Raw genomic sequence first — 25,792 nt, forward strand, 5'->3', positions numbered from 1 at the left:
CTCAATGCGCCGGCCAGGGAAAAAATTCGTGCACGATCGCAAGATCGTCGTCGGCGTCGATCTCGTCAGAGGGCAGGACGCCGTATTCGCCGTCGACCTTAAAGACGGTGACCGGGACCATGAGGTCACGGGAAAGCTGGAAGGCGTGGGACTGTGCAAGGGAAAGATCGTGCGACATATGAGATGCTCCATCCGGGAGCGGGCCAATTCCCGCTCGATGGCTCCTCAAAAGGCTCGGGTCGGGCGCGATCACCGCGAGGCGAAGCCATAGCGGCCGCAGCTCGCTAGCGGACCCTTTACGGGTTGATCGTGGAAGATCCGGAACCGAGCCAGGACGCCATCACAAGAGAGCGGGATTGGTTTGCTTCCGCTGGGAACTCAGATTTCCGCTCGGCTTTCGTGCTTGTGCCATTTGCTTCCCCGCGCTCTCGGCAGCATGGTCGGTTCCGTTTTCAAGCCGGCGGCAAGAGCGCCTGTAGAAATCTATCAAGTCAATCGGACTCACCGAGGTCCGCTTTCTGAAGCGCCTCCTTTATCGATTTTACCTCCAATGCGATCAACGCACTTTCCAGGCAGCTCTCGATGTCGGCGACGCTTTTGCCCTCAATCGCGGCGATTTCGGCGACGGTCCTGCCTCGAGATATCCACCGAAGGCAGGTCTTTTCAAGGGGCGAAAGTATCCATTCCTTCATGACAAAAATCGCATTCAGTTGCGCCGCGTTTGCGGCAGATGTGGTACCGGACGCCAACATCGAAGTCTCGGTGGAGGCCAATACGGCAATGCCCGAGAAAAGTGGCTGCCGCCGAGACCTGTGCGACGGCAGCCGAGGTGCCCCGGGAGGAGTCTGGGAGTTCGAAATCTTTCTTTTAAGTATTCGCATGTTATGTTATAACGACTCACATAACCATACTTATGGAACTTTTGGTAGTCGAGGTCGACCTGCGCAAGATCCAGTCCCATAGTAAGGCCGCCGGCACCCTGATCGCCGATCTGGCCCTTGCCAGACGCTACATCGACATCGGCGCAACATTCGTCGCCATCGGAAACAATGTCACCTTCCTCGCAAACGCAACTTCCAAACTCCTTCAGGATTTTAGGAGTGGAACCGGATCGGCATACCGCTGCTGCCGCAAGCGTATACTGATCAAGTTTGCCGCCGGAGAGAGGCGCCATCAACTTTCTGATCCACTCACCGCCGTGCAAAGGATCTTCTGCCATCGAGTGCTCGCAACCCGGCAACGTTTGCACTCAGTAGTGAGCGTCCGGCAATCCACAGAAGGCGTCAACAGGGCTCACGCCCGCGAATTCCTCTGCCCCGGTCAGCTTTCGTACAACCGCCTCCTGGGCGGCCTCAATCGTGCTGTAGGCGTTGACATAGGTCGGCACGCGAGGTGCGTCGAAGAGATAATAAGGATGTCCGAAAGACACCATAACCGTCGGGATCTCCCGCCAGAACCTATCCAGGGAGTGCGGGAAGCCGCCGTGATCGAGGTTCCAATCGAGGAAGATTCGCGACAGGGTAAGCGCGGATTCCACTGCCAGCACATAAAGCACGAGATCGGTATTTTCCGGCGTTGGCGGCTGCGCCGGATCGAAATGGCGAACATGGAAGCCCAGGCCTTTCAATCCCTCCACAACACCGTCGAGCTGTTTGGGTGCTCCACTGATCGGGTGCTCACGGGTACCCGACGAAACAACCACAATGCGACGATGCTGATCGACCGTGAGAGGCAAGGTCTTTTGGGTGTCCTTTACCAGTGTGACGGCTTTGGAGGAAACCGCGCGAGCGACCTCCTGGTTGTCAGAACTGCGAACCTCAGCTCGCACGACATCCAACGCTGGCAGGCGTTCGTCCCGGCTCTTGCTGTGCAGGCCAAGGGCGGCTTTGAGACCCAGTATCCGGGTTACCGCATCTTCGACGCGCTGCTCCGTCAAAACGCCACGCCGCATTCCCTGCCTCATCAGCTCCAGATCGGCATCGGCATCCTTTGAAAACAGGAACATGTCGCATCCACTTGCGATCACCTGCGGCACCGCGGTGGCGCGGTTCGTCCACGACCCGAGCCCGGCCATCTCGGTTGCGTCCGAAACGATCAGCCCGTTGAAGCCAAGCTCGTCGCGCATCAGGCCGAAATTGAGAGCCGCAGATTGGGAAGCGGGGCAGTAGCGCTCCACGCCCTCGGGAACGCCGAGTTTCTCGGCCCAGCTCGGCAAGGCGATGTGGGCGGACATGACTGTCATCACGCCCGCATCGAATACGGCCCGGTAGATCCGGCCGAACGTGTCGTTCCATTCGCTCGTCGACAGCGGATTGATCGTCGTTACCAGATGCTGATCGCGTTGATCGAACCCCTCGCCCGGCCAGTGCTTTGCTGTGGCGGCAATGCCGCTTTCCTGTAGCGCCCGGATGTGAGTGACAGCCTGAGCGATAATCGCCTCGATGTTCGAACCGTAGGAACGGGTACCGACGATGGAGCTGTGGATGTTCTTGCTGACGTCCACCACCGGTGTGAAGGACCAGTTGAAGCCCAAAGCCCGGCCTTCTCGCGCCAGCGCCCGTACCAGCCTGTCTGACAGCTCCAGATCATTCGCGGCAGCCGTCGCCAGTTGGTTGGGCATCCGGCTCATACTGTATGGACCGTGGCCACCCGCTTCGAGATCCCCGGTTACCAACAGGGGCAACGTTTCCAGTTCCAACGCGCGGCGGGTTCCACGCCAGGCTTCATCCAACTGATTGCCGAAAAACCGGTGTATACCCCCAGGTTTGCGCGCCATCAGAGACTCGATAGGTCCAGGCTCGTCGCCGATCGTGAGGTGGACGAAAAGCTGCTGCAGCTTTTCCTCCAGGGTCAAGCTTGCAAGCAATCGTTCAACCCAGGCGATGGCTTCTCCATCAAGATTGAAGGGCGGCTGTGTAAGGCTGGCTAGAACATTCATTCATTACACCGGAAATACTGTTCGACGATTTGCAGGCAGGGTTACCATCGTATCGAAATCGATGAACGCCGCACTATCTTCGATAACCTCCGGAATCGCCCAGCAGGCTTCAGCCTCTTCCTTGCTGCCAAAGCTGTAGATCGAAATTGCATCGAAGCCCGGGCCGCCTTCAGCGACGTAACGGCCGTCGGTTACAGACGTGTCGACCGGGAAATGTTCATAGGATATCAGCCCCTTGTCCTTGATGAGGTCTATCATCAATGGACCGTGGCGATCCCGGTAGTAGGCGAGGAACTCCTCCGCCGATAGACCGGGTTTCCGTTTGAAAATGAAAGCAACAGTGTACACTGATTGGTTCTCCCTTTTGCTTGGTCAGATGCGGTTTCCGCTTGTTTGGTCGAACATCGACAGGCGGTCCGGCCGGTAGAATACATCGAGCATGTCGCCGCCGGCCGGTGTGAAGCGGCGTTCGCCGTCGATGCGCATCGAAACGCCCTGCCCTGCAACCGTGCCCCATATCAGGGTGTCGGCACCCATCGGCTCGAAGACGGAAACCGTCAGCTTACTCGCTTTCCGGTTTTCCGTCCCTTCAAGGCTCAATTGTTCGGGACGGATGCCAAGGGTCACAGTTTGCCCGTTGCCGGGTTTCGTGGCAAAGCCATATCCTGAAACATCGAGCTCCCCGCCCTCCGTCGAAAATAAGATAACGTCACCGGATATCTTGAACCTTCCTTCGAGAAAGTTCATGCCCGGCGAACCGACAAACCCTGCAACAAATCGGTTGACCGGGGTCTCATAAATCTCCGCCGGCGACGCCAGTTGCTGAATGACGCCCCCCTGCATGACGGCGATACGGTCCGCCAAAGTCAGCGCCTCGATCTGATCATGCGTCACATAGATCATCGTCGAACCCAGGCTGGCATGCAGCTTTTTCAACTCAACGCGCAGTTCGGTTCTGAGCTTGGCGTCGAGATTGGAAAGGGGTTCATCGAAGAGGTATACGCCGGCGTCGCGAACCAATGCACGGCCGATGGCGACGCGCTGCCGTTGCCCTCCGGAAAGCTCGGAGGGGCGACGGGTCATCAGAGGTTTCAATTGCAGCATGCGTGCGGCTTCTTCGACGCGTCGGGTAATCTCCTCCTTGGGCATGCCCGCCATTTGCAGCCCGAAGGACATATTCTGCCCTACGGTCATGCGCGGATAAAGCGCGTAGGACTGAAACACCATGCCGATACCGCGATCCTTCGGCTCAGCCCAGGTCACATTCTTCTCCCCGATCCAGATCTGTCCGGCGGAAACCTCAAGAAGCCCCGCGATCGAGTTCAGCAAGGTGGACTTGCCGCAGCCGGAAGACCCCAGAAGGACTAGGAATTCTCCCTTGGCGATTTCAAGATCGAGGTTCGTGATGACTTTGGTAGCCCCGAATGTGATGTCGAGATTTCGTACGGAAACATTGGACATGATCAGCCTTTCACAGCACCGGAGGCGATCCCGCGCACGAACCAGCGGCCAGAAAATAAGTAAACGAGGAGAGGTAGCATCGCCGTGAGGATGGTTGCCGCCATATGGACGTTATATTCCTTCGCCCCGCGTGCGGTGTTGACGATATTGTTGAGCTGGACGGTCATTGGAAGGTTGTCCCGTCCGGCGAAAATCAGGCCAAACAGGAAGTCGTTCCACACACCCGTCACCTGCAGGATGACCGCAACGATGATGATCGGCGCTGACATTGGCAGCATCAATCTCCAGAAGATCGTCCAGAAATTCCCGCCATCGACGCGCGCGGCTTTGAAGAGATCGAGAGGCAATGCCGCATAGTAATTGCGAAACAAAAGGATCATGATCGGCATCGCGAAAATCGTATGCACAGCAACGATTCCGCCCAGATTTCCGTATAGCCCGACGGTCGCAAGTGAACGCACGAGCGGATAGATGAACACCTGGTAGGGCACGAACATGCCAAGTAGCAGCCCTCCAAAAAGAATATTGCCACCCTTGGGACGCCAGAATGACAGGGCATACCCAGTGACTGAACCAAGCGCGATCGGCAACAGCGTGCTGGGAATGAGGATCTTGATCGAATTCAGAAAGCCAGCTTGGACGCCATCACAGCTCAACCCGGTACAGGCGCTGAACCAAGCGGTCTTCCAAGCTTCGATCGAGGGATAGACAGGCCAAGTAAAGATCGAACCCTGTCGAACTTCGTCCATGCTCTTCAGCGACGTGGCCACCATGACATAAAGCGGAAACAGGAAGACGACAGCAGAAACGACCAGAAAAACATACAAACCGACACGTCCTGCCACGATCCGACGTGGGCGTGCGCCGCTGGCGTGGTCAGGAAAGATGTTCTTGGCCATGGTCAACCCGCCTTGCGTTTCTTTTGATAGGACTGGAAATAGAGCCAGGGGGCCAGCACGGCGACCACGCTCAACAGCATGACGGTGGAGGCGGCGGTCGCGAGACCAAGGTTCTGTCGGCCAAACAGATAGTCCATGACGAATTTTGCTGGCATCTCCGTTGCCGTTCCAGGGCCGCCGCCGGTCAGCGCCACGACAAGATCGTAGGCCTTGACGACCCCGAGGGCCAACAGCACGACAGCGGAAGCAATCGTCGGCGTCAGGATAGGCAACACGATGCGCAAATAGTAGCGGATCGGGCTGATGCCATCGATCTTCGCGGCTTTCCAGAGATCACCGTCAACGCCACGTAGGCCGGCCAGCAGCAAAGCCATAACAAGACCCGCGCCCTGCCAGATTCCAGCGATTACCATCACGAAAATTGCTCTGTCCGGCCTTACCAGCCAATCAAACGTAAACGTCTCCCATCCGAGCCCCTGGACCGCATGCTGAAGCCCGAGTGTCGGATTGAGAATCCATTGCCAGACAAGGCCGGTCACGATGAATGAGACCGCGTACGGATAAAGAAATATCGTGCGGAAAACCCCTTCCGCCCTGATCTTCTGGTCAAGCAGCACTGCCAGAATGAAGCCGACGACGAGACATCCCGCGATGAACAGGACACCGAAAACCAGCACGTTCTGAAGGGATTGCAACCAGCGCAACGAGCCGAACAATCGTTCATACTGCTCAAGGCCGACAAAATTACTGACGGGAACGACCTTGGAATCGGTGAATGAGATCTGCACGGTCCACAGAACCGTGCCGATATAGGCAACAATCAGGATGATCCACGCCGGTGCAAGTGCAATATGCGCGCCGATGCCAGTAAACGGTTTCTTCAATTGAATAATCCTTGCGGAATTCGAACTTCGGCGTCGTCTACGAAGGACAGCACGGCGCAACCTCTCAATTCAGAGAGGAGAATCCATCCTCCAACTGGCCGATCAGATCACTGCCGGATGCGGAGGTGTCGACCCAGAAATTACCCAGCACGTCAGCGATTGACCCCGCGGCGTCGGGGGAAAGCAAAACCGGATAGCCCGGCACGCTGGAATGTGCCGCCTGCTGTTCCACGGCAACTCGCGCGCACGTATCGAATGCGGCGCCCTCAATATCGGTGCGCACCGGCAAGGACCCCTTGGCTAGGCTGTAAGCGAGTTGAACTTCTGGTGTCGTCACGACCTTCGCAAGCAGCTTTTGAGCTTCCACCGTGTTTTCGTTCGTATTGACCGGGAACGCGAGAATATCGCCGCTGATCGAGACGGGCGAATTGTCGAGACCGACCGTGCAAAGCACATCCTTGCCCGGTGTCATGCCGCCAGCGAGAATTTCCCCTTTGGCCCAGTCACCCATCAACTGAAAGGCGGCCTCGCCACGCATGACCATCGCGTTCGAAAGGTTCCACTCTCGTCCTGGTACGCCGGAATCAGAATATTCGCGCAGACGAGCGAAGATTTCGACCGCCTTTTTAAATTCTGGCATTTCGAACACGGACGGATCCATCACGTGGAATTTGGTATAGGCATCGGTGCTCTGGGTTGCCAGCACGTTGCCGAATGTCATCAGATACCAGTACCACATGCCCGACTGAGCAAATGGGATGACGCCGGCCTGCTTTAACTTGTCGCCGACCGCAAAGAACTCTTCCCAGGTTTTCGGTGGCTCAGTGACCCCGACTTTTGCGAGTGCAATTGGGGAAGACCACAGGTAATTGTTCACACCTAGGTTGATCGGCGCACCATAAACGTGGCCATCACGCGTAACAGCATTCAAAATGGCGGCGGGCATGTTCGCTTTCCAATTACCGGCTCCCGCGACATCGTCCAGGGTCGAAATCTGTCCGTTTTTAACCAGATCATCAATGTCCTTGACCGAGTTGTACACCACGGCGGCTGGCGGATCGCCTGCCTGGATGCGCGTCGCCGCGGCCGCCTTGGCAGCATCGGTTCCAGCGACAGCAGCGTCGACCCACTCACCGCCAGCAGCCTTGAACGCATCGGAAAATACCTTGGCCGATTTCGCTTCGCTTTCCGATGTCCACCAATGAATGACGTCGGCCCGTTTCAGTTCCTGGGCAGAAGCTTGCGACACCAGTAGCGCCGAAGTGCACAGCAATAATTGGGCAAACGCTAGAACTTTCATGACTAATCCCCCAAGGAGTTTGATTTTGAGGTGAGCCCGGTGAACCCGGAGGCTACTATCTGATTAGTCGGCCTGATGAAGGCGCACTCGTCTTTCTATGCCAATCGTTTGGCTTCTCTTGCCAATCTGCGCGCCAATGCGGCCGGCCGCCTCGGTGAGGGGGGAGCCTCAATGCGGAACTGATCGCCATCGGTACGGCCGCGTCAGCTGTGATCAGCCAGGAAAAGCGAATGATGATGACCGCGAAAAATGGTCCGGTGATGCCGTATTTCACTGCGATTGTTCCGCCCTGCCAGATCTGGCTCGTCTCAGCTGTGCGTTTGGAGCCCTCGCATGAATAATCTTCTCTCGAAGTCTGCTATCTCGACGCTTGAGCACTTCACGGGGAGGACGCCTGTCGTCCCCGTGAGACCTGTCTCTCGCTCCTACGTCCTGAGGTTTTTGGTCAAAAAGTCGATCAACATCCTGAGGGAGAGCGGCATCTTCTGGCGCGATAGATAAACCGCAAAGACACCCAGAGTCTCGACTTCGACGTCGTCCAGTATAGGCACTAGCCGTCCTTCGGCTATCGCGTCGACTGCAGCAAACCGAGGTAACAAAGCAATCCCGCCCCCGCTGGTGGCTGCCCGCATGACGACAGATGCTTCGTTCGTGCTGAAGTTCCCGGAGACCGGGACCGCGACATCGTTGCTGCCCACGCGAAAGTGCCAGAGGCTGCGCCCGTAATATGCGTAGGTCAGGCAGTTATGCGCCGTCAGATCACCAACAGAGCTTGGCGTTCCATGCGCCGCGAGGTAAGCCGGGCTCGCACAGACGACCGAAGGGCAGTCCACCAGTTTGCGTGCGATCAGATTGGGATCCAAAGCCTTCGTGACGCGGATCGCGAGGTCGATGCCATCTTCGGCTAGATTTGTGACGCGGTCGACAACCTGTAAATCGATGGCGACGGTCGGATTGGCTTTTAGGAAGTCCATCAGAAGATCGGTCAGGCAATATTCCGAAAAGATCGACGACGCCGTTACCCGCAATAGCCCCTTGGGAACGCCATCGGCGTTTGATCCCTTTAACTTAACCTCTTGAGCCAGTGCGACAAGCTCCTTGCAGGTCAGCAATATCTCTTCGCCGGCCGCAGTCAGGCTGATCTTTCGCGTTGTTCTATGTAGCAGACGAGCCCCCGCCCATTCTTCGATAAGGGTGATGTATCGCGTCGCCATCGACCGAGACATACCCAACCGCGTCGCGGCGGCCGAGATACTGCCCCTAGCCACTGTTTCGATGAAGACTTCGGCAGAGATGAAGCGATCCATTTGAGTACCTTATGCAACAAACTGTTCCTATTTGACGGGTATTTCAGCGCGCAGCAATCGAATACATAGTGGGTCTCAACAGGATGGGGATCGATGAATAGCTTCAAGATCAATTACATTTACGATCCGCTCTGCGGTTGGTGCTATGCGAGCGCACCTGCATTGCAAGGGTTGGTGCAAGCATACTCCGACCAACTCGAGATGCATCCGAGTGGGCTGTTCTCGGGTGCCGGTGCACGCCCTCTAAATCTCGAATGGGCCGACTATGCCTGGACGAACGATCAACGCATCGGCGCTCGCACGGGCTTGGTCTTCAGCACTGCGTATCATCAGGATGTCCTGCTTGGCACCGATATCCAGTTCGACTCAGGGCCCATCAATCGTGCGCTCACAGCTGTCCGCAGGATCGACAGGACCTTGGAGCCAAGGCTTCTGCACGACCTCCAGGTGGCGCGCTACGTACAGGGCCAAGACACGGCATCGGCGAGGGTCATCGGAAGGGTGGCAGCGGAGCTGCTGGTCGCAGTTGGACGTCCGTCCAACGAACAGGCTTTCGCCCAAGCGCTCAACGATGATCACGAGCTATCGAGCCAGACAGATCGACGAGTCCGAGAGACCAAGGCGCTCATGGGAAAGCTCGGTATACGAGGTGTCCCCCAAGTGTTGATCCATATTGAAGAACGAGTCTATACGCTTGAATCCAATACGCTTTATGGCGGTCCTGATCTCCTGATTTCTGAGGTCAAAAAGACCGTCGAGCATCACCGTAGCCTGGTCAACTAAGCGGCCCACGACAGAGTGCGGAAGCCCTCAAGCGCGTGCATTCCGATATGCTTGCCGTTGGCGAAACGTCATTCCCGACTCCGGTCTTGAAACCTATCGTCAGGTCGAAAGGTGTGATGGAGGCAGCAGCCGGACGGCTTGCAGGTGTCTGCTGCGCAATTTACCCGAGCCAGCTCTATTTGTAGAGTTTTTTGATCCGACGGGACAAATGATGAACGCCAAAAGCAGGGTCAAATGGGAATGCTCGTCAGTCGTGAGATCCTGCCGACATCATCGCGGCGGCAAGTTCTACGGGACTTCCATGAGGCGTCAGTTCGTAGGCGCGACGCCACATGGCCGCCCTCTCCGCGACGTGCGGGTCCGTTATCACGCCTTTCTCGACGAGAAGTGCTTCCAGAGCGTTCTGCCAAAGATCGTAGTAGTGCTCGTGGTAAGTCGATGTCTCGCCGTCGTGATGCGCCCGCAGTTCCCTGCCAAGAGCATGCGTCCACTCGCTCCAGGTGAAGTAACCCATCTCGGAAAGCTTGATCGCGACTACGTAGGCGGTCGCTTGCCATGCCTCCTGGAATTTCGAGCCAGGAGCGGAGCGGGCCTCATCTGTGGACCCTGGCATGTCGTGGATGGTCTCTTCGGTCATCATTGGATCCCCTCTTCCGGTTCGGCCCCCAGGTAGCCTTCCCACATGTCTATGCAGACCTCGTCAGCCTGGTCGGCGTTGCCCCAAAGTTCGGAACTCTGGAACGTGACGCTGTAGACGTGTTCCGGCACCGCCTTGCTTCGCATGGCCATCGCATCGTTCTGATTGAACACGCCGCGGACGCCCGTGACGACCCCGCGCTTGCCGAGAGCGTATGAAGGAAGGCGGGTATGGCCTTCCATGCCGGTGCCGACCGCGCGCACAGGCTGCCCGATCGCAAATTGCGCGGGCCGCGTCTCCGGCATGGCAGGTATCATGTTCCGATGCATGATGACGCTCATCTGCTCGGCTGTCGGGGCAAATTCCGACGTCCCTGGCGGGCGGGACGCAGGGATTTCGAATGGGATCTCGCGCCGTGCGGCCAGTTCGGCCTCTGACACCATGCCGGAGGCGACAGCGGCCCGCTCGATCGGATATAGGAATCGCTCGTAATAGCTCTGCTGCATATAGAGCGACGGCTCCGTCTGCTCCATCGCCCAGCGCACGCCGGGCCCGGGTCGCAAGAGACGTCCATCGCCGCTGGCACGGCTGTAACCCACAAGTGCGAACCAGACGGTGTAGAAGCGCTTCTCCCATTCCTCATGAAACGAGTAGCTGGACTGCGTCCTGTCCGGCAGCGGCTCGCGCAGGTTCTTTCCACCGAGGTCGGCGCTGTTCATTGGGATCTCTTTTCGTCTGAGGGTGCCGACAGGATCTCGGCTCCGATCATGGAATCGCGCGTCACGAGAGCCGCGAGCTGTCCCTGGCTCCAGCCCTCTGTGCCAGCCGGACGCTGAGGCACGACGAGATATCGGTTGTCCGCCGTGCTGTCCCAGACCCGGATTCGGGTTGTCTCCGGAAGGTCCAGCCCGAACTCGGAAAGAACGGTCCGCGGTTCCCTCACAGAGCGGGCTCGATAGCTGTTGGACTTGTACCAGGCTGGCGGCAGGCCCAACAGCGGCACCGGATAGCAGGAACAAAGCGTGCAGACGACGAGGTTGTGAAGGCCGTCCTCATTCTCCACGACAATGACATTGCCGCCCTGCCAGCCGTTGAAGCCCATCGATCCGACCGCAGCGCCCCCGTCCTTCAGAAGCCACTGTCTGAACTCTTCGTCACACCAGGCCCGGGCGACGACACGGGCACCGTTGTGCGGGCCGATCTCCGTCTCGAGAAACTCCAGTGCGGCGTCGACGGCCGCCGGATCCAGGATCTTTTGCTCGTAGAGGATCGACTCGAGCGCCTTCACTCGTAGGGCCATCTCGGAAGGTACATGGCTATGGTCATGATGATCATCGCGGCCAGGCTTGTGGTAATCGTGATGCTCGTGGTCGGAACCCATTTTGGCACTCCTGTGTGTTCTCTCAGACTTGGGCGATCCGTCTCAGGGCGCTGGTAATGGCACCCAGAACCGCCAGAGTCGCGGCGGCGCTGAGAGCGTACATGCTCCAGTCTACCCCGGCGCCCGCAAGAGCGACCGCAACGATGATCGCACCAAGGGATTGGCCGAAAAGACGTGAGACACCCTGCATTCCGCTGGCAGCGCCGCTTCGCTCAAGAGGCACCATCATGATAATAGCTTTCACGTTGGGCGTCACAAAGGCACCGAAACCGAGGCCGCCCGCCGCCAGGCATATGGCGATCCATGGATGCGACGGGTTTTCAGGAAGCAAAGCGAGAGCGATCAAACCGAGTGCCATGGTCACAAGTCCTGCCGCACCGACCCGCCCCGGCGAAACATCGCGGAACCACCAGCCCATGACCAGGCCGCTCGCTGCGGCGGAAATCGGCCACGCACTCAGGAAGAGACCTGTAAGCTGTGGTGTGAAATGCAGGACGTTTTGCAGATAGAACGGCAGAGCCACCAAGGCCACGCCAGATGCCGCGAACGAAAAGAACGTCGTCATCATCGTGAGAGAGAACGCCGGGTTCCTGAACAGGTCCGCAGGTATCAGCGGGGTCGCAGACCTGCGCTGCATCCATATCTGGATCGCACCGAGCAGTACCGCCATCGCGATCACCGTACCCCAGAGCATCTTTCCGGGGCTGCGCAGGACGCGCTCCAGACCGAGCATCAACATGCCGAACGACAGCACGTTGAGGACGACCGGAACGATGTCAAGCTTCCTCGCCCGGCCCTTTGCGCTTGGCAGAACAGCCTGAGACACGCCGAGCGCAACGATGCCGATCGGGACCACGAGAAGGAACAGCCAGTTCCAGGGAGCGAAGAGAAGGATCGCACCCGCGATGGTCGGAGCCAGCATGGCGGTGATCTGGGACGTCAGGGTTCCAAGCCCAACGCCCTGTCCGACGAGGTGCCGTGGGAATATGTGAGCCATGGAATAGACGTAGACGCCCTGGATTGCCGCTGCACCAAGCCCCTGCAGGAAGCGGCCAAAGAGCACCGTCTCGAACCATCCCGACATGCCGCAGACCGCACTGCCGCAGACGAAAACGAAAAGGCCGGCAAGATAGATTGGCCGATAGCCGATGATGTCCGCGAGCGAGGAGATCGGGAGCAGGAAAGCGATGACCGCCAACTGGTAGATGGTGATGATCCAGATCGCATCGGCGGGCTGGATGCCGAGGTCCTTCGCGATGGTGGGAAGCGCGACATTGGCAATCGACACCATCAGCGTGGAAAGATTGAACGCGATCAGGACCGCGGAGATGGCCAGGGACCGCGCAGGCTGTCCGAGCCCGCCGGTGGATGCCTCTGCATCAAGGGTTGTCATTGGCATGCCTTGTATAATTGGAAGATGGGTCGGTGATCAGGGACATGGTGGGAAGGCCGGGGCACGTCCCAGCCACCCGGCTCTGGCCTCGATAACCTTCCCGACGCGCAGGACCATCGCCTCGTCAAACGGCTTGCCGACGACCTGGACGCCAAGAGGTAGCCCGTCGTGGTCAGCGTTGGTGGGCACGCTCATTGCAGGGTGACCCGTGATGTTGAAAGGAATCGTCCGCCCGAACATTGTGCTGTCCGGAACCGGATCGTAACGAAGGGCCCCGCCCGTCGTGACCAGGCAGAGCATGACATCGACATCGGTAAGGGCCGCGTTGATGTCCATAGCCAGATCGCGACGAAGTTTCTGAGCCTGCACGTAGTCCAGCGCGGATACGGCGATAGCCGGGATGAACCCGTGCCGAAGGGCCCTGCTCAGCATCTCCGGCTGCGTCTGAAGCGTGCGATGATGGACCGACAGTCCTTCGACGCCGATGACGGCACTGCCGCAGGCTGCGAAGGCGTCGTAACGTGGCAGGCTGATATCGACGATCTGCGCACCCGAGTTCTGGAGGAGCTGGAGGACACGAGCAAACTCCTCCTGCATGGTATCGGAGACCGCTCCGTGCTCCACGAACCGCATGTCGACGCCAATCTTGAGATCAACGACACCAAGGTCCAGGGCGTGGCGATAGTCCGGTACAGGCTTGTCGGCGCTTGCCGGGTCTTGAGGATCGTATCCGGCGATGACCTGCATGCCGACCGCCATGTCCTCGACGGTGGCGGTCAGGAGGCCCGCATGGTCGCATGAATGCGAGAATGGGAAGACACCCTGGCGACTGACGCGCCCGAAGGTCGGCTTTAGACCGACGATGCCACAGCATGCCGCCGGAAGCCGGATCGAGCCGCCCGTGTCGGTTGCGGTGGCGAGCCGCATCATGCTCGTCGCGATACCAACCGCCGAACCCGAAGAGGAGCCGGGCGTGATCCGATCAAGCTTCCACGGGTTCATCGAAGGAGGAAACGGCAGATCGTCCGCACGGTCGCCGATCGCGAATTCGTAGGTGTTCGTCTTTCCAAGAAAGACGCCACCCGCCAGGGCGAGACGCGATCCGACGGTGCTGTCGGTGTCCGGAACATTGTCTAGTAGAAGACGGGAGCCACAGGTCGTGCGCACCCCGCGGGTGTCGAAGATGTCCTTGATACCGACAGGAATGCCGTGCAGCGGTCCAAGATCGATCCCCACGCTGAGTTGTTCGTCTGCGCGCCGCGCGTCTGACAGCGCCCGGTCTTCGGTCAGAGTGATGAAGGCCTTGACCACGGGTTCCCACAGGCGCACCTGCGAAAGGCAGGATTCCGTCAGGGCGACGGACGTCAACGTTCCGGCCCTCAGGGCCTCGCCAGCGTCGGCAATCGAAAGGCGGCAGGGATCAGTCGTCATGACCATGGTCCATCTCGGGTATCGTGTAGTCGAATGCGGGGAATGCCGATCGTGGCGGGAACGCGTGCACCCTTGCAGCGCGCTGGCCCCGGACTTCGAAGGCGGCGGCCAACGACGGTACGTCGTCTGTATCCACGGAGATCCCTGTTCGAGCCAGTGCCAGAAGCAATGCTGCCTCGGTCCCTTTGGACGCTGTCATGTTCATCCCCCGCGTTTTGGATATGCGCTGCCGACCAAGAGGCGGTCGGCAGCTTGACACCAGTTGGTCTGACGTCACTTGGCCCGATAGATCAGCGTGGCCGGGTCGTAGTCCGCGACGATCAGCTCGCGGGACTTCATGGTGTCGTACCACCACGACAGGACGTCAGGCGTGACGCCGCGCTGGATCTTCGAGAAGGGTGTCCGGTTTACGATTTCCGGCTTTAGGCCCGTCGCGGTCAGCATCGCCTGGTGTCCTTTCTCCGGATTGGCGATCATGAAGTCGGCGGCCTCGTTCATGGAATCCTGGAAAGCCTTGACGATATTAGGATGTGCTTCGGCCCATTCGCGAGTAGAACCCCAGGAGTTGATCATCACGGGATGCGGAAGCGCATCTGCGATATTGCCGATCACGTTGGCCCCGGTCTTGGCGACCAAGTCCTCGAAGAAGGGCGTCGCGATGATGCCTGCATCGATCTTCTTGCTCGTCAGGAAGTCGGCCATGCTGGCGAGCGGAGCCTGGACAATGTTGACCTTGGTCGGATCTGCTCCGTTCTTTTTCATCCAGTTATTGAAGAAGATCTCGAAAGAGCCTGTCGTGATGATCATGCCGAAGGTCTTGCCTTCGAGGTCCTTTGCGGTCTCGATGCCGCTGTCCTTGAGCGTGAAGATGCCCCATGTGTGATCCGACGGCAGGACGGCACCGCCGGAGATGATGACGAGATCAAGTCCTGCATCCGTGGTCTGGAGCGCGACGGACGGCGATACGATGGTGATGTCGACCGACCCGGATACAAGCATGTTCACGGCGGTCGTCCCGCTCGCCACATACTGGCTGAGGTTCACATCGAGACCGTGCTTCTTGAAGATGCCCTCCTGCAGCGCAGTCTGCGCCGCGGCAAAGTCCGGCGAAGGCGTATAGAGGATCTTCAGCGGTTTCAGTTCCTGCGCCACGGCAGGACTGGAAATCGCCGCCATCACGAGCAGTGCGCCGGAAAAGAGCCGTCTGGTAATCTTATGCATGAGTTCGTCCCTCTTGTTTTAGGTTGAAGTTTACCTCGCCAGGCCCATGGTCCTTGCGGGAAGTGGAATCGTTTGGGGTCGATCGGTTGTCGACGAGCGGATGTCAGCGTTTCGTGTTCCACCGAAGCAACCGCGCTTCGAAAAGCGACAGGCAGGTCGTGGTTGCGATTGCGATGACGCTGATCATTGCAATTCCTGCGAACACGTCCGGTGCGCGGAAATTTTCGCTGGAGAAGAAAATGTAGCGTCCGAGGCCGGGCTTGCTGACGATCCATTCCCCGAGACACGCGACGATGAGCGAGATGGTCAGGCTCAGCCGCATGCCGGAGAAGATGTCGGGCAGCGCCGATGGCAGGCTGATCTTCCAGAACGCCTGTAGCCAGGAAAGGCCGAGCGCCTGGGCAACCTCCTGGTGGCGGACCTCGATGTTCGAAAAGCCATGGACCGAGGACATCAGCGTCGGCCATCCAGAGGCGATGGCGATGCAGAACAGGACCATGGTCTCCGTGAGGCCGAAGAATGCGAGGCCGACCGGCAACATGGCCGCTGCCGGGATTGGGCGGAGCATCTCGAGCGTCGGACCGAGCAAGGCACGGAGGGTGCGCGACATTCCGATCGCGGCACCCATCAGAATGCCGATCGCCGAAGCGAGGAGCCAGCCGTAGAGCATCCGGTTCGTCGTCGAGATCATCATGTCGATGAGGCTTCCGTTCGAGAAGCCTCGGACGAGCGACTGCCAAACCTTCAGCGGGCTGGGCAGGACAGCAGCAGGCAGCAACCGAGCATCGACGGCCTTGCTCCATAGCAGGACCCAGAAAGCCGCAACTGCGAAGCTCCCGACAATCCATATGGTTCTTGAGCGAACTTGATTGCTCATGTCAGCGATCCGCCATCTGCATCTGGAAGCGACCGAAGAACCGCGTCTCGATCAGGTTGAGTGAGGCAGCAAGTCCCCATCCGAGCAACGCCACCCAGACGATGTAGGCGAACATGGCGTCCGGCTGGAGCGCCTGCTGTGCAAGCATCATCGCGCTGCCAAGTCCGCTGGGGTTAGCGGTGATCTCGACCGAGACCGCACCGAGCAGGCTGAAACCCAGTGCAAGCCGGAAGGCTACGAACAGCCTTGGCAAAGTCGCAGGCAGGATGATCTTGAAGCAGCTCTGCAGGGTGCTCAGGCCGAGTACCTGCGAAACCTCCATCAACCTTGGTTCGATCTGACGCATGGCCGCACGGCTCATCAACATATTCGGCCAGAACGTCCCGATGGCGATCGCCGTCGCTTCCATCTTGAGGCCGACGCCGAGCATCATCATGATCATGGGAATCAGGACAATGAACGGCACCGGACGCAAGAGCTCGATGGTGACCTCCATCAGCCGGTCGATGGGGCGGACCAATCCGAAGAGGATGCCGCAGGTCACGCCGATAAGCGTTCCGAAGAACAGGCCGGTGATCGCCGCCCCAAGCGTCTCCCTGGTCAAGGTTAAGAGATGGCCGCTCGCCATTTCGACGAAGAGCCTTCTCACCACTTCGCTGGGTCTGGCGACCGCATAGGTGTTGTAGTCGCCATGCTGCGAAAGCCAGAGCTCGGCAAATGCCAGAAGGCCAACTGGTACGATCAGCCCGATGCCGATCTTTCCCAATCTGGTGGAACCGATCTGCATCACCGTTCAGCCCTCTCGATGAAGTCGAATAGAGCGCGACGCAGACGAAGGAACTCGGGGTCTTCGCGGGTGGAAAGCTGGTTGCGCGGCCGCGGCAGGTTGACTTGGAATATCTCTCCGACGCGGCCGGGGTTCGGAAGAAGGCCGACGATACGGTCGCCGAGATAGATCGCCTCTTCCAAGTCGTGCGTGACGAAGAAGACGGTGGTGCCCATCTGCTTCGAAATGGCAAGGACCTCGTCCTGCAAGGCCTGACGCGTCATCGCATCAAGAGCACCGAACGGCTCATCCATCAGTAGCACCTTTGGCTCCTGGGCGAGACAGCGAGCGATCTGAAGCCGCTGCTGCATCCCGCCGGACATCTGGTTGGGAAATTTTGAAGCATGGTCTCCAAGCCCCATCATCTCGAGAAGCTTCCTGATTTTCGCCGGACGCTCGGACCGGGGCGTGCCCATGGCCTCCATCGCGAGCGCGACGTTGTAAGCCGCATCGCGCCACGGAAGTAGCGCCTTCGAATAGTCCTGGAAGACGATGGCGACGTCCTGTCTGGGTTTGCGCATTTCCGCGCCACCCAGAAGAACCTTGCCCGCCGATGGTTTCAAAAGACCACCGAGCAGCCGCAGCAGGGTCGTCTTACCACTCCCGGATGGACCTACGACGCAGACAATTTCGCCTTCGTCGAGACCGAGGCTGAGGTTCTCAAGAATAGATCTTCCGGCAAGCGTGACGTCGGCGCGCCATACCTGGACGAGCGCCGAAGAATGATCGCCCTTGTCGACAGCCTCAGCCTTCACGTCGGCCTTCTCCATTCTCAGTACTTGTCCTGTCATCGTCATACTCGCCATTCATCAGTTGGTACGACTATAACAATATCAAATGCTTTTGCAATAGTTGAATAATGGCAATTTTTTGGCCATTTTCCTCATTTAACGGTTATTTTTTGTGCATTTGCTTTCCATGAAGCGAAATCTATTGACATCGGACGACGGACCCAGCATTGGCCAATGTGGGTCATTTTTGATCCACGAGTTGAACACCGGTTCCATGAATGAGGCTTCCATGAACGAACCCGAGAGCAAGACCCGGCGGGGTATCCAGTCGATCGAGATCGCAGGAAGGATCCTGCGGGTTCTGGCTGAGGCGTCGAGGCCGATGATGCTCAAGGAACTGTCAAGCGCGACCGAGCTGTCGTCCGCTCAACTACACGGCTACCTTGTGAGTTTGAAGGTGACGGGGCTTGTCGATCAGGACGAAGGAAACGGCAGATATCAATTGGGCCATTTTGCCTTGACCTTGGGCATTGCAAGAATGAGGAGCTTCGATCCGCTCCGGCATGCCAACCTGGTTGGCTCTGAACTTGCTATAGAGATCAACTCACTCATCACCGTCAGCGTCTGGAACCGCACCAAGCCAGTTATCGTGCAGGTTCACCGGGGGACCGCGGACATCCATGTCCAGCTTCAACCCGGAAGCGCCTCGCAGCTTCTGAATTCTGCAGCAGGCCAGCTATTCGCTGCATTGCTTCCCAGGGCGACAACCGACCCGTTGTTGGAATCGGAACTCCTCAAAGGCTACCGGAGCACCTCTGCCCGCAAGAGCATCACGACCATCGCAGAATGGGAGAACGTGGCAGCACGGATTCGCGAGCGTGGCTACTCCGTCATGGTCAACAGCCCCTTCGAAGGCTTGAACGCCGCGTCCTGCCCGGTCTTCGACAACGAAGGAAACCTGCAGTTCACGATGACGGCGATCGGGCTGTCTTCGGAATTCAGCGTCGGCGAGCATGACGAACGCCTGCGGATGCTGATTTCGACGTGCGAGATGATGTCGAAAGAGATGGGGTATTCGAAGCCCTGATCTGAAATGCCAGCAACGATTCGATTGTCCTGGGTCCCAGCGATGCGGGACTCGTGGCCTGCCGGCCAGCCTGAAGATGATCTGCTGCGGCATCGGCGGGACGGCACCGGCTAATTGTTAGTGCCTGCAGAGTGTGATGATCTTCTGGCGTGGCACGCAAGGATGCAGGAACATCCCAGCGTGCAGAACCGCGTGACGATGTCAGACCCGATCTGAAGAACACATGGGTGCCTGACGTTCAAGCCTGCGCCAGCGAAAACCACGAGCGTTTTCTGCAAAGATCACGCCTGTGATTTTCAGCTGTACAGTTCGCAAAGGCCCCGATTAGCTCGATACTCATGCGACACGTAAATTTTGCCCGTAGTTCAAGACTCGGCACCGCCCGACGCCAGGTCGAGCCCCGCCAGATATCCGAACGTCATGGCAGGTCCCAGAGTGATACCTCCACCCGGATAATTACCTCCCATGATGCTCGCGGCATCGTTTCCAACGGCATACAAGCCCGGAATAGCCCGTCGATCGGAATCGAGGGCGTGTCCGTGGCTGTCTGTCGTCAGTCCCACGAAGCTGCCAAGGTCACCGGGAACAATCCGTATCGCGTAGAACGGGCCGCTTTCTATCGGGGCAACGCATGGGTTCGGTTTATGCTCGGGATCGCCCAGATAGCGGTTATACCCTGTCGTGCCCCTCCCAAATTCAGGGTCCGAGCCGTCTCTTTTGGCATATCCGTTGAAATTCCGAATCGTGTTCTCGAAACCTATCGGGTCTATTCCGGTTGCATTCGCAAGGTCGCGGATCGTCCGACCACGTTTCAAGTAGCCCGATGCAAGCGACGGCTGTAGCGGTATGGGGAATGGCTTGACGAAGCCAAGGCCGTAGCGCCGGATCGTCCGGTGGTCGACAACCAGAAACGCTTCGCAAACCTCGCCAACGGGCGTGGCGCGGATCAATTCGGCGATCACGTCGTGATAGCTGTTTGCTTCATTGACGAACCGCTTCCCATCGCGACGGACCGCAATGACACCAGGCTTGGCGCGGTCCACGAGGTGGGGGAAGTACCCGGGTGGCCCGGTTTTTTTGGGAACAAGCGAAACAGGCACCCAAGCGGCGGCCTGCGGATAGCGATCTTCAAAAATGGCACCAGCCTTTTCGGCCGCGCGCAGTCCGTCACCCGTGTTGCCCGTAGCGGCGGGAGAGTAGTGTTCTGTACCCGTCTGGGCATGTGGATAGAGGGCTTTGCGCAATTCCGTGTTATGCGGAAAGCCACCAGTTGCAAGCACTACCCCTCGGCGGGCCCTGATCTCGGTGGTCCGCCCTTCGCTCTTCACGATCGCTCCGACAACCCTTCCACCTTCAATCACCAGTTCCTGAAGCGGCGTGCTTGTGAAAATCGGCACCTGCTTGTCGAGTACGGACCGGGCGAGACGCGCCGCCAGAGCGTTTCCGTTGGTCAGCCGCATTGCTCGGCCATTCCGCAGCACTTCAATCGCATGTCGCGCAAGCAGTCCCGCCACCACTCCGAAAGATTTGACCGACCGTGCAGCTTCGAAGAAGTGCTTGAGCTCCCTATTCGACCCGATCATCATCCCGAGAAACATGATTTCGCGGAGCGCTGGCGCGAGGCGGTCCTTGTCTTGACCGAGTTCTCGTAGATCGAACGGCTCTGCGTTCAACGAGCGTCCTCCTGTTTTCCCGCCGGGTTGCTCTGGATGGTAGTCCGAGAAATAGGCCCCGAGCGAGAACCGAACCGCGCTGTTCTCCTCGAAATAATCGAGCATCTCCGGGCCGTGCTTCAGGAAGGTGTCGATTTTCTCCCCGTCAAAAAAGTTTCCGGTTTCGGCTTGGAGATAACTGCGCGCGTCCTTAATGCTGTCCTGTATTCCCTCTTCGCGAGCGTGGCGGCTGTTCGGAATCCAGACCCAACCACCGGACACGGCGGTGGTGCCGCCAAATTTCGCCGCCTTCTCCACGACGACCGTTTTAAGCCCATGGGAGGCTGCCGTGAAAGCGGCCGATAGACCCCCTGCTCCAGTTCCCGCTACAAGCACGTCGACGTCCGTATAGTCGCCTAGCTCCTGGCTAAATGACATAGTTTCCTCCTTCATAAATCAGCTTGCCTCAGACAGCGAGATATCCACCGTCAACTGGCAGGGTGATGCCGTTCACGAAGCTGGACATTGCAGAACACAGGAAAACCACCGGGCCTCCTAGCTCCTCGGATTCTCCGATCCGCCCCATCAGTATTCTCGCCTCGATCTCCTTTTTCCGAATGGGATCGGCCAGCGACGGAGCCAGCATCGGAGTTAGAATCTGGCCAGGTGCGATGGCGTTTACGCGGATACCATCGGCTGCGAATTCCTGGGCCATTGCCTGTGTAAGTCCACGGACCCCGGCCTTCGACGCCGTGTATGCGAGCGTGGAACGGACGGCAACGAATGCTGCGATCGACGCAATGTTGACCACTGTCCCCCGTGTGGCGCGTAGGGAAGGAAGGAAAGCTCGTGTAACGTTGACGATGCCGCCAAGGTTGATGTCGACCGTGTCCTCCCAAGCACGCGGAAACTCATCGGAGTCGATCGGCACGCGAGGGCAAATTCCAGCGTTGTTGACGAGGATCGAGATGTCGCCGCACGTTTTAACAACATCCTTGTATACAGCGATGCAGTCGGTGCGCTGGCGGACATCCAGTGCTACGGAAAGGGCCTCGTAACCCTCTGCGAGTAAAAGGTCGGCCTGTGCTTTTGCGCGGTCGGCAGTTATGTCCGAGATTACGACCCGAGCTCCAGCTCTAGCCAGCGCTTTCGCTATCGCGGCTCCGTTACCCTGTGCCGCTCCCGTGACAAAAGCCGTCTGCCCCTCAAGAGTTTGAACCGTCATGAATCCTCCCGTTTGAACGGCCACCGCGTCCTCGCTCGGAATGGTCGGCCGCAGATATGTGTAGTTCCAACGATCACGTGGAAGGATCGTCATTGGAAACGGGTGAGTCTGTCGCGCGAGATGATGACGTAGAGCGATGGCCACCAAGACCTTTCCATTGTCCTGATTTCGGATGACAGACGCCCCGACAGCAAAGTGCGACCATTGGGTATGGTTAAACGCATCACCCTCCTCAGACAGCGCCCCGACATGAGCCGTGAGGCATTCGGCCAGCACTGGGCCGGGCCTCACGCCGATATCGCCATACATTTCCCGGCGCTGGCTGCTTACAACCAGAACCGGGTGGATCGGTCCTTGTGGAAGTTCGGGCCAAGCGGCCTGCAGGTGGACGGCATTGTCGAGCTGTGGTTCGAATCTGAACAGGGTATGCGCGACGCAGGACAATCCGATGTCACACGCCAGCTGATCGAAGACGAACCAAGGTTCCTGTCCGGAATAACCGGGCTGATGGCGACAGAGCGAGAAAAGCGGCAGGGTATGGCCGGCGCTCGCAAGGTGTTCCTTCTCGGCCATGCCGACGATCCGTTATCGGCGTTATCTTCTCTGTTCAACGGTACAAGTTTTTCGCTTGCGGGCGACACGCTTGCGCCTTCCTTCACCAGGGAGGCGCTTTGGAACGAACCGACGCCGCCCAACGTCGCCATCGCAATGTGGATAGACAATGAGGCGGACAGCATCAGGAAGCTCGCCCAGTCGGTATTCACGTCCGCGGAACTCTACGAAGTAGACACTTTGACGATTGTCTAATCCGTCCGGATTGGCTTAGATTTACCAACAAGGCCCGATCAGCCTTGCTCATGCAGCCGTTTCAAGCGTGGCGTAGTGGATCGGGTCGTGGCTTTAGTGCCCCCTTCAGGATCGTGCCTACCATGTCCGGCAATGTCATGCCCCCTCCTCTGTTGAGCGTATGGGAATAGAAGTGCATGGATTTATGAGCTCGCTCGCATTGAGCGGAGTCGTGAATAAACCAAGGGCAGCTTCTCGTCGATCGCGTTGAACTCGAAGAACTTGAATGCGAGGCAGCCTTCGCCGAAGTGGCGCGCCATGGCCGAGGTTGAAGATCTCCAAAGGATCGCCGGCTCCCACATTTGCTAGCCAGCCAGATACCCTCCGTCGACCGGGAGAAGAATACCGTTGACGTAGGACGACTGGTCGCTGACGAGGAAAAGCACCGGACCAACCAGTTCGTCGGGCTGGCCGAAGCGCTTCAACGGAATGCGGTCGGTGTAGCCTTTGGCTTTCTCCGGATTGGCGCGCGTCGGCACGGTCATCGCGGTCTCGATGATGCCAGGCGCTATCGCGTTGACACGGATGCCATGGTCGGCCAGTTCAACCGCCAGCGTCTTCGTCGCAAGGAGAACGGCACCCTTGGACATGCCATATCCGATGCCGCCCGTCGTAGCCTGGACGCTCGCGATCGAGCCGATGTTGACGATCCTGCCTTTTGTTCTTTGCAGCGCCGGAAGCAACGAGCGAACCATGTGCACGACACCGAGGGCATTCACGGAATACTGTCGCTCGGCGCTTTCGAGGAAATTCTCCTCGGCGATGCCGACGCGCTGGACGATCCCGGCATTGTTTACAAGGATCGACGTATCGCCGTACGTATCCGCCACGGCGGCAGCAAGGTCGTCACAGGACCCCTTGTGCGAAACGTCGAGACCGAACCCTATCGCGTCGTAGCCTTCGTCCGCGATTTCCTTCGCTGCGGCCACGGCTCCGGCCTTGTCTTTGTCTGCCAGCACAACGCGCGCGCCTGCACGCGCAAGACCGGTCGCTATGGATTTTCCGTTGCCTGCGGCCGCACCGGTAACGACCGCGATCTGCATTTCTATTCCAAACGGAGTTTTTTGCATTTGACCCTCCTTGGTGGTTTCTGAACGAACCCTAGAGAACGGAGGCGCACGTTTCTGTCATCTTGAAGAAGGACACGAGCCGCAAATGCGCCGCCTGTCATCAGCTTGAACGACTGACAACCGAAGCGTCACGTGTTTGCTAGTGTGATAAATTCAAACAACGATGAGGAATGCTATGAAAATCGCAGTGATCGGCGCCGCTGGCAATGCCGGGAGGCGAATCGTCCAAGAAGCCGTAAAACGCGGTCACGAGGTCACCGCGATCGGCCCGACCCTGGAAAAGCTGACCGAGCTCGGTGCTGCATCCGCTGTCGTGGGCGACGTCACCAAGCCAGAAGAGCTGGCCGGAAAGCTTGCGGGACATGACGTCATTGTCAGCTCTGCGCGTTTTGTCCGCTATGAACCCGTCGATCTGCTTACCGCAGCCAAGACTTCCGGAGTTCCACGCCTCGTAGTCGTGGGCGGCGCTGGCAGCCTTCGCTCGGCTGCAGGAGGACTTGTCGCAGAAGGCCCCAATTTTCCAGAGGCAGCTAAGTCCGAGGCAGCTGCGGGCATGAAACTGCTGGAACAACTGCGGAAGGAAAACGAATTGGACTGGACGTTCCTGTCCCCTTCAGCGGTCTTTTCGGCCGGCGAGCGCACCGGAAAATTTCGTCTCGGGGAAGACGAACTTCTCGTATCCGCAGAGGGAAAAAGCCATATCTCCTTCGAGGATTACGCTATCGCGCTGCTTGACGAAATCGAGAACCCGCGCAATTCGCGAAAGAGATTCACGGTTGGCTACTGAGGAGAACCGCCATGAGTAAAGTGTTCTCGCCTCTAACCTTGCGCGGCATGACTTTGCGCAACCGGATCGTCATGTCTCCCATGCTCATGTACCGGGGACAGGAGGACGGCCTGCTCAACGAACATCTCTATGTCCACTATGGTGCACGGGCCTTGGGTGGAGCAGCAATGATTGTCACCGAAGTACTGGCCGTCGAACCGAGAGGACGTATCAGCGCAAAGGACCTCGGCTTATGGAATGACGATCAGGCAGAAGGTCTGAAACGCCTTGTCCAGTTCGTGCATTCCTGCGGAACGAAAATATGCGCTCAACTCGCCCATGCGGGGCGAAAGTCTCATCTCACCGAGACGGCGATAGGCCCGTCCGCGCGGGCTTACGACAATGATCTCGGAACGCCCTCCGAGGCGACATCTGCAGATATCGAAGGCGTCAAAGAGAACTACCGGGCCGCTGCCCTGCGCGCTCTCGCCGCCGGTTTCGACGCACTCGAAATCCATGCGGCAAATGGCTATCTCCTGCACGAGTTCATGGCTCCCGTTTCCAACGCGAGAACGGACCAATATGGTGGTTCACTCGAAAACAGGATTCGGCTTGCGCTTGAGGTTGTGGAAACGGTGCGCGCCGTATGGCCCGATGATAGGCCACTGCTCTACCGAATTTGCGCCACGGACTTCGAAGATAACGGCGTCACCGAAGACGAAGCGCACATGCTGGCAAAGGAACTTGCCAAACGCGGCGTCGATCTGATCGACGTCCAGACGGGCAACATTCTCCCGGGCTATGCGGGTCCGGTATTCCCCGGCTATCAGACCGGGTATGCCGAGCGCATTCGAAAGGCAACCAACCTGCCGACAGCAACCACAGGGTCGATCGCGTCGATCGACCTTGCGGAAGATATCGTCAGCAACGGCCGCTCTGACCTGATTTTTTTGGGTAGAACTCTCCTGCGCGATCCGTTTTGGCCGATCCGCGCTGCCAAGGAAGCCGGCGCGGAGCTGGAGCTACCCATCCCGACCTACGCGCGAGCGACAGGCCCGTTCGAACGGGGATTCTGAC

27 protein-coding genes and 1 pseudogene are annotated in these 25,792 nt (G+C 58.5%); 6 read left to right on the plus strand and 22 right to left on the minus strand.

The features are described 5' to 3' along the window. Position 1 precedes the first annotated feature (1 nt). Positions 2-178: a hypothetical protein gene (locus ASC96_RS33290; protein ID WP_060501978.1), complete on the minus strand. Its 177-nt coding sequence runs from the start codon at positions 176-178 to the stop codon at positions 2-4. 313 nt (positions 179-491) lie between these two features. Beyond that, positions 492-773 (minus strand): LuxR C-terminal-related transcriptional regulator, encoded by a 282-nt coding sequence (locus tag ASC96_RS05130; RefSeq protein ID WP_244481882.1) that lies wholly within the window; start codon positions 771-773, stop codon positions 492-494. Between the two features lie 167 nt (positions 774-940). On the opposite strand from ASC96_RS05130, the pseudogene ASC96_RS33705 reads away from it, so the two are divergent. Further along, positions 941-1,145, plus strand: a pseudogene (locus ASC96_RS33705) (2-keto-3-deoxy-L-rhamnonate aldolase); the annotation flags it as partial. Between the two features lie 104 nt (positions 1,146-1,249). On the opposite strand, the gene ASC96_RS05135 reads toward ASC96_RS33705, so the two are convergent. The 7 genes from ASC96_RS05135 to ASC96_RS05165 all read right to left on the minus strand — a co-directional run bounded on the left by ASC96_RS05135 (position 1,250) and on the right by ASC96_RS05165 (position 8,789). After that, positions 1,250-2,854, minus strand: coding sequence for a glycoside hydrolase family 3 protein (locus ASC96_RS05135; protein WP_162246322.1), 1,605 nt, complete (start codon positions 2,852-2,854; stop codon positions 1,250-1,252). Between the two features lie 87 nt (positions 2,855-2,941). Continuing rightward, a complete protein-coding gene (locus ASC96_RS05140) occupies positions 2,942-3,286 on the minus strand; it encodes an EthD domain-containing protein (RefSeq protein WP_060501980.1) in 345 nt (114 codons plus the stop codon). A 24-nt stretch (positions 3,287-3,310) separates the two neighbouring features. Then, positions 3,311-4,399: a sn-glycerol-3-phosphate ABC transporter ATP-binding protein UgpC gene (gene ugpC / locus ASC96_RS05145; protein ID WP_060501981.1), complete on the minus strand. Its 1,089-nt coding sequence runs from the start codon at positions 4,397-4,399 to the stop codon at positions 3,311-3,313. Between the two features lie 2 nt (positions 4,400-4,401). Next, positions 4,402-5,298 carry a carbohydrate ABC transporter permease gene (locus tag ASC96_RS05150; protein ID WP_060501982.1) on the minus strand — a complete coding sequence of 299 codons (897 nt, stop codon included), beginning with the start codon at positions 5,296-5,298 and terminating at the stop codon, positions 4,402-4,404. Positions 5,299-5,300: 2 nt separating this feature from the next. Beyond that, positions 5,301-6,182 (minus strand): sugar ABC transporter permease, encoded by an 882-nt coding sequence (locus ASC96_RS05155; RefSeq protein WP_156397399.1) that lies wholly within the window; start codon positions 6,180-6,182, stop codon positions 5,301-5,303. Between the two features lie 64 nt (positions 6,183-6,246). Beyond that, a complete protein-coding gene (locus ASC96_RS05160; protein WP_082511952.1) occupies positions 6,247-7,482 on the minus strand; it encodes an ABC transporter substrate-binding protein in 1,236 nt (411 codons plus the stop codon). Between the two features lie 425 nt (positions 7,483-7,907). Beyond that, positions 7,908-8,789 carry a LysR family transcriptional regulator gene (locus ASC96_RS05165; RefSeq protein ID WP_060501984.1) on the minus strand — a complete coding sequence of 294 codons (882 nt, stop codon included), beginning with the start codon at positions 8,787-8,789 and terminating at the stop codon, positions 7,908-7,910. Between the two features lie 93 nt (positions 8,790-8,882). Between ASC96_RS05165 and ASC96_RS05170 the strand changes: the two genes are divergently transcribed. Then, positions 8,883-9,572: a DsbA family protein gene (locus tag ASC96_RS05170; RefSeq protein ID WP_060501985.1), complete on the plus strand. Its 690-nt coding sequence runs from the start codon at positions 8,883-8,885 to the stop codon at positions 9,570-9,572. A gap of 247 nt (positions 9,573-9,819) precedes the next feature. Here the strand turns inward: ASC96_RS05170 and ASC96_RS05175 are convergent, their stop codons facing one another. The 10 genes from ASC96_RS05175 to ASC96_RS05220 form a co-directional block, all read right to left on the minus strand. Beyond that, positions 9,820-10,209: a nitrile hydratase accessory protein gene (locus tag ASC96_RS05175; protein ID WP_162246323.1), complete on the minus strand. Its 390-nt coding sequence runs from the start codon at positions 10,207-10,209 to the stop codon at positions 9,820-9,822. After that, positions 10,209-10,928 carry an SH3-like domain-containing protein gene (locus ASC96_RS05180; RefSeq protein ID WP_060501987.1) on the minus strand — a complete coding sequence of 240 codons (720 nt, stop codon included), beginning with the start codon at positions 10,926-10,928 and terminating at the stop codon, positions 10,209-10,211. The genes ASC96_RS05175 and ASC96_RS05180 overlap by 1 nt, the downstream gene beginning before the upstream one ends. Next, the gene (nthA, locus tag ASC96_RS05185; protein ID WP_060501988.1) at positions 10,925-11,590 is read right to left on the minus strand and encodes a nitrile hydratase subunit alpha; all 666 of its coding nucleotides are present in this window, start codon (positions 11,588-11,590) and stop codon (positions 10,925-10,927) included. Before nthA ends, ASC96_RS05180 begins: the two co-directional genes overlap by 4 nt. A 22-nt stretch (positions 11,591-11,612) precedes the next feature. Further along, positions 11,613-12,983: an MFS transporter gene (locus ASC96_RS05190; protein ID WP_060501989.1), complete on the minus strand. Its 1,371-nt coding sequence runs from the start codon at positions 12,981-12,983 to the stop codon at positions 11,613-11,615. A 36-nt stretch (positions 12,984-13,019) separates the two neighbouring features. Then, positions 13,020-14,414: an amidase gene (locus ASC96_RS05195; RefSeq protein WP_162246324.1), complete on the minus strand. Its 1,395-nt coding sequence runs from the start codon at positions 14,412-14,414 to the stop codon at positions 13,020-13,022. Beyond that, complete coding sequence (locus tag ASC96_RS05200) at positions 14,404-14,613, minus strand: hypothetical protein (RefSeq protein WP_156397401.1); 210 nt, start codon at positions 14,611-14,613, stop codon at positions 14,404-14,406. The genes ASC96_RS05195 and ASC96_RS05200 overlap by 11 nt, the downstream gene beginning before the upstream one ends. Positions 14,614-14,687: 74 nt before the next feature. Further along, positions 14,688-15,635, minus strand: a complete 948-nt coding sequence (locus tag ASC96_RS05205; RefSeq protein ID WP_060501992.1) for an ABC transporter substrate-binding protein — start codon at positions 15,633-15,635, stop codon at positions 14,688-14,690. A 103-nt stretch (positions 15,636-15,738) separates the two neighbouring features. Beyond that, entirely contained in the window at positions 15,739-16,512 is a 774-nt protein-coding gene (locus tag ASC96_RS05210) for an ABC transporter permease (RefSeq protein ID WP_060501993.1), read from the minus strand. 1 nt (position 16,513) lies between these two features. Next, positions 16,514-17,299 (minus strand): ABC transporter permease subunit, encoded by a 786-nt coding sequence (locus tag ASC96_RS05215; protein WP_060501994.1) that lies wholly within the window; start codon positions 17,297-17,299, stop codon positions 16,514-16,516. Then, positions 17,299-18,129, minus strand: coding sequence for an ABC transporter ATP-binding protein (locus tag ASC96_RS05220; RefSeq protein ID WP_244481884.1), 831 nt, complete (start codon positions 18,127-18,129; stop codon positions 17,299-17,301). The genes ASC96_RS05215 and ASC96_RS05220 overlap by 1 nt, the downstream gene beginning before the upstream one ends. 229 nt (positions 18,130-18,358) lie before the next feature. On the opposite strand from ASC96_RS05220, the gene ASC96_RS05225 reads away from it, so the two are divergent. Beyond that, positions 18,359-19,156, plus strand: coding sequence for an IclR family transcriptional regulator (locus ASC96_RS05225; RefSeq protein WP_162246325.1), 798 nt, complete (start codon positions 18,359-18,361; stop codon positions 19,154-19,156). Between the two features lie 365 nt (positions 19,157-19,521). Here the strand turns inward: ASC96_RS05225 and ASC96_RS05230 are convergent, their stop codons facing one another. Further along, complete coding sequence (locus tag ASC96_RS05230; protein WP_060502069.1) at positions 19,522-21,246, minus strand: FAD-dependent oxidoreductase; 1,725 nt, start codon at positions 21,244-21,246, stop codon at positions 19,522-19,524. Positions 21,247-21,274: 28 nt separating this feature from the next. Next, positions 21,275-22,033, minus strand: a complete 759-nt coding sequence (locus ASC96_RS05235) for an SDR family oxidoreductase (RefSeq protein ID WP_060501997.1) — start codon at positions 22,031-22,033, stop codon at positions 21,275-21,277. 210 nt (positions 22,034-22,243) lie between these two features. Here ASC96_RS05235 and ASC96_RS05240 point away from each other — a divergent pair, with 210 nt between their 5' ends. Beyond that, a complete protein-coding gene (locus tag ASC96_RS05240) occupies positions 22,244-22,840 on the plus strand; it encodes an EthD domain-containing protein (protein ID WP_060501998.1) in 597 nt (198 codons plus the stop codon). Positions 22,841-23,184: 344 nt separating this feature from the next. On the opposite strand, the gene ASC96_RS05245 is transcribed toward ASC96_RS05240, so the two are convergent. Then, positions 23,185-23,949 carry a glucose 1-dehydrogenase gene (locus ASC96_RS05245; protein WP_244481886.1) on the minus strand — a complete coding sequence of 255 codons (765 nt, stop codon included), beginning with the start codon at positions 23,947-23,949 and terminating at the stop codon, positions 23,185-23,187. A 175-nt stretch (positions 23,950-24,124) separates the two neighbouring features. On the opposite strand from ASC96_RS05245, the gene ASC96_RS05250 reads away from it, so the two are divergent. Both ASC96_RS05250 and ASC96_RS05255 read left to right on the plus strand, forming a co-directional pair. Beyond that, on the plus strand, positions 24,125-24,736 hold the full coding sequence (locus ASC96_RS05250) for an NAD(P)-dependent oxidoreductase (RefSeq protein ID WP_060502000.1): 612 nt from the start codon (positions 24,125-24,127) through the stop codon (positions 24,734-24,736). Between the two features lie 11 nt (positions 24,737-24,747). Further along, positions 24,748-25,791 carry an NADH:flavin oxidoreductase/NADH oxidase gene (locus ASC96_RS05255; RefSeq protein WP_082511955.1) on the plus strand — a complete coding sequence of 348 codons (1,044 nt, stop codon included), beginning with the start codon at positions 24,748-24,750 and terminating at the stop codon, positions 25,789-25,791. Position 25,792: the final 1 nt, after the last annotated feature.

It is taken from the genome of Rhizobium sp. Root1204 (genome assembly GCF_001424965.1).
Lineage (GTDB): Bacteria > Pseudomonadota > Alphaproteobacteria > Rhizobiales > Rhizobiaceae > Pararhizobium.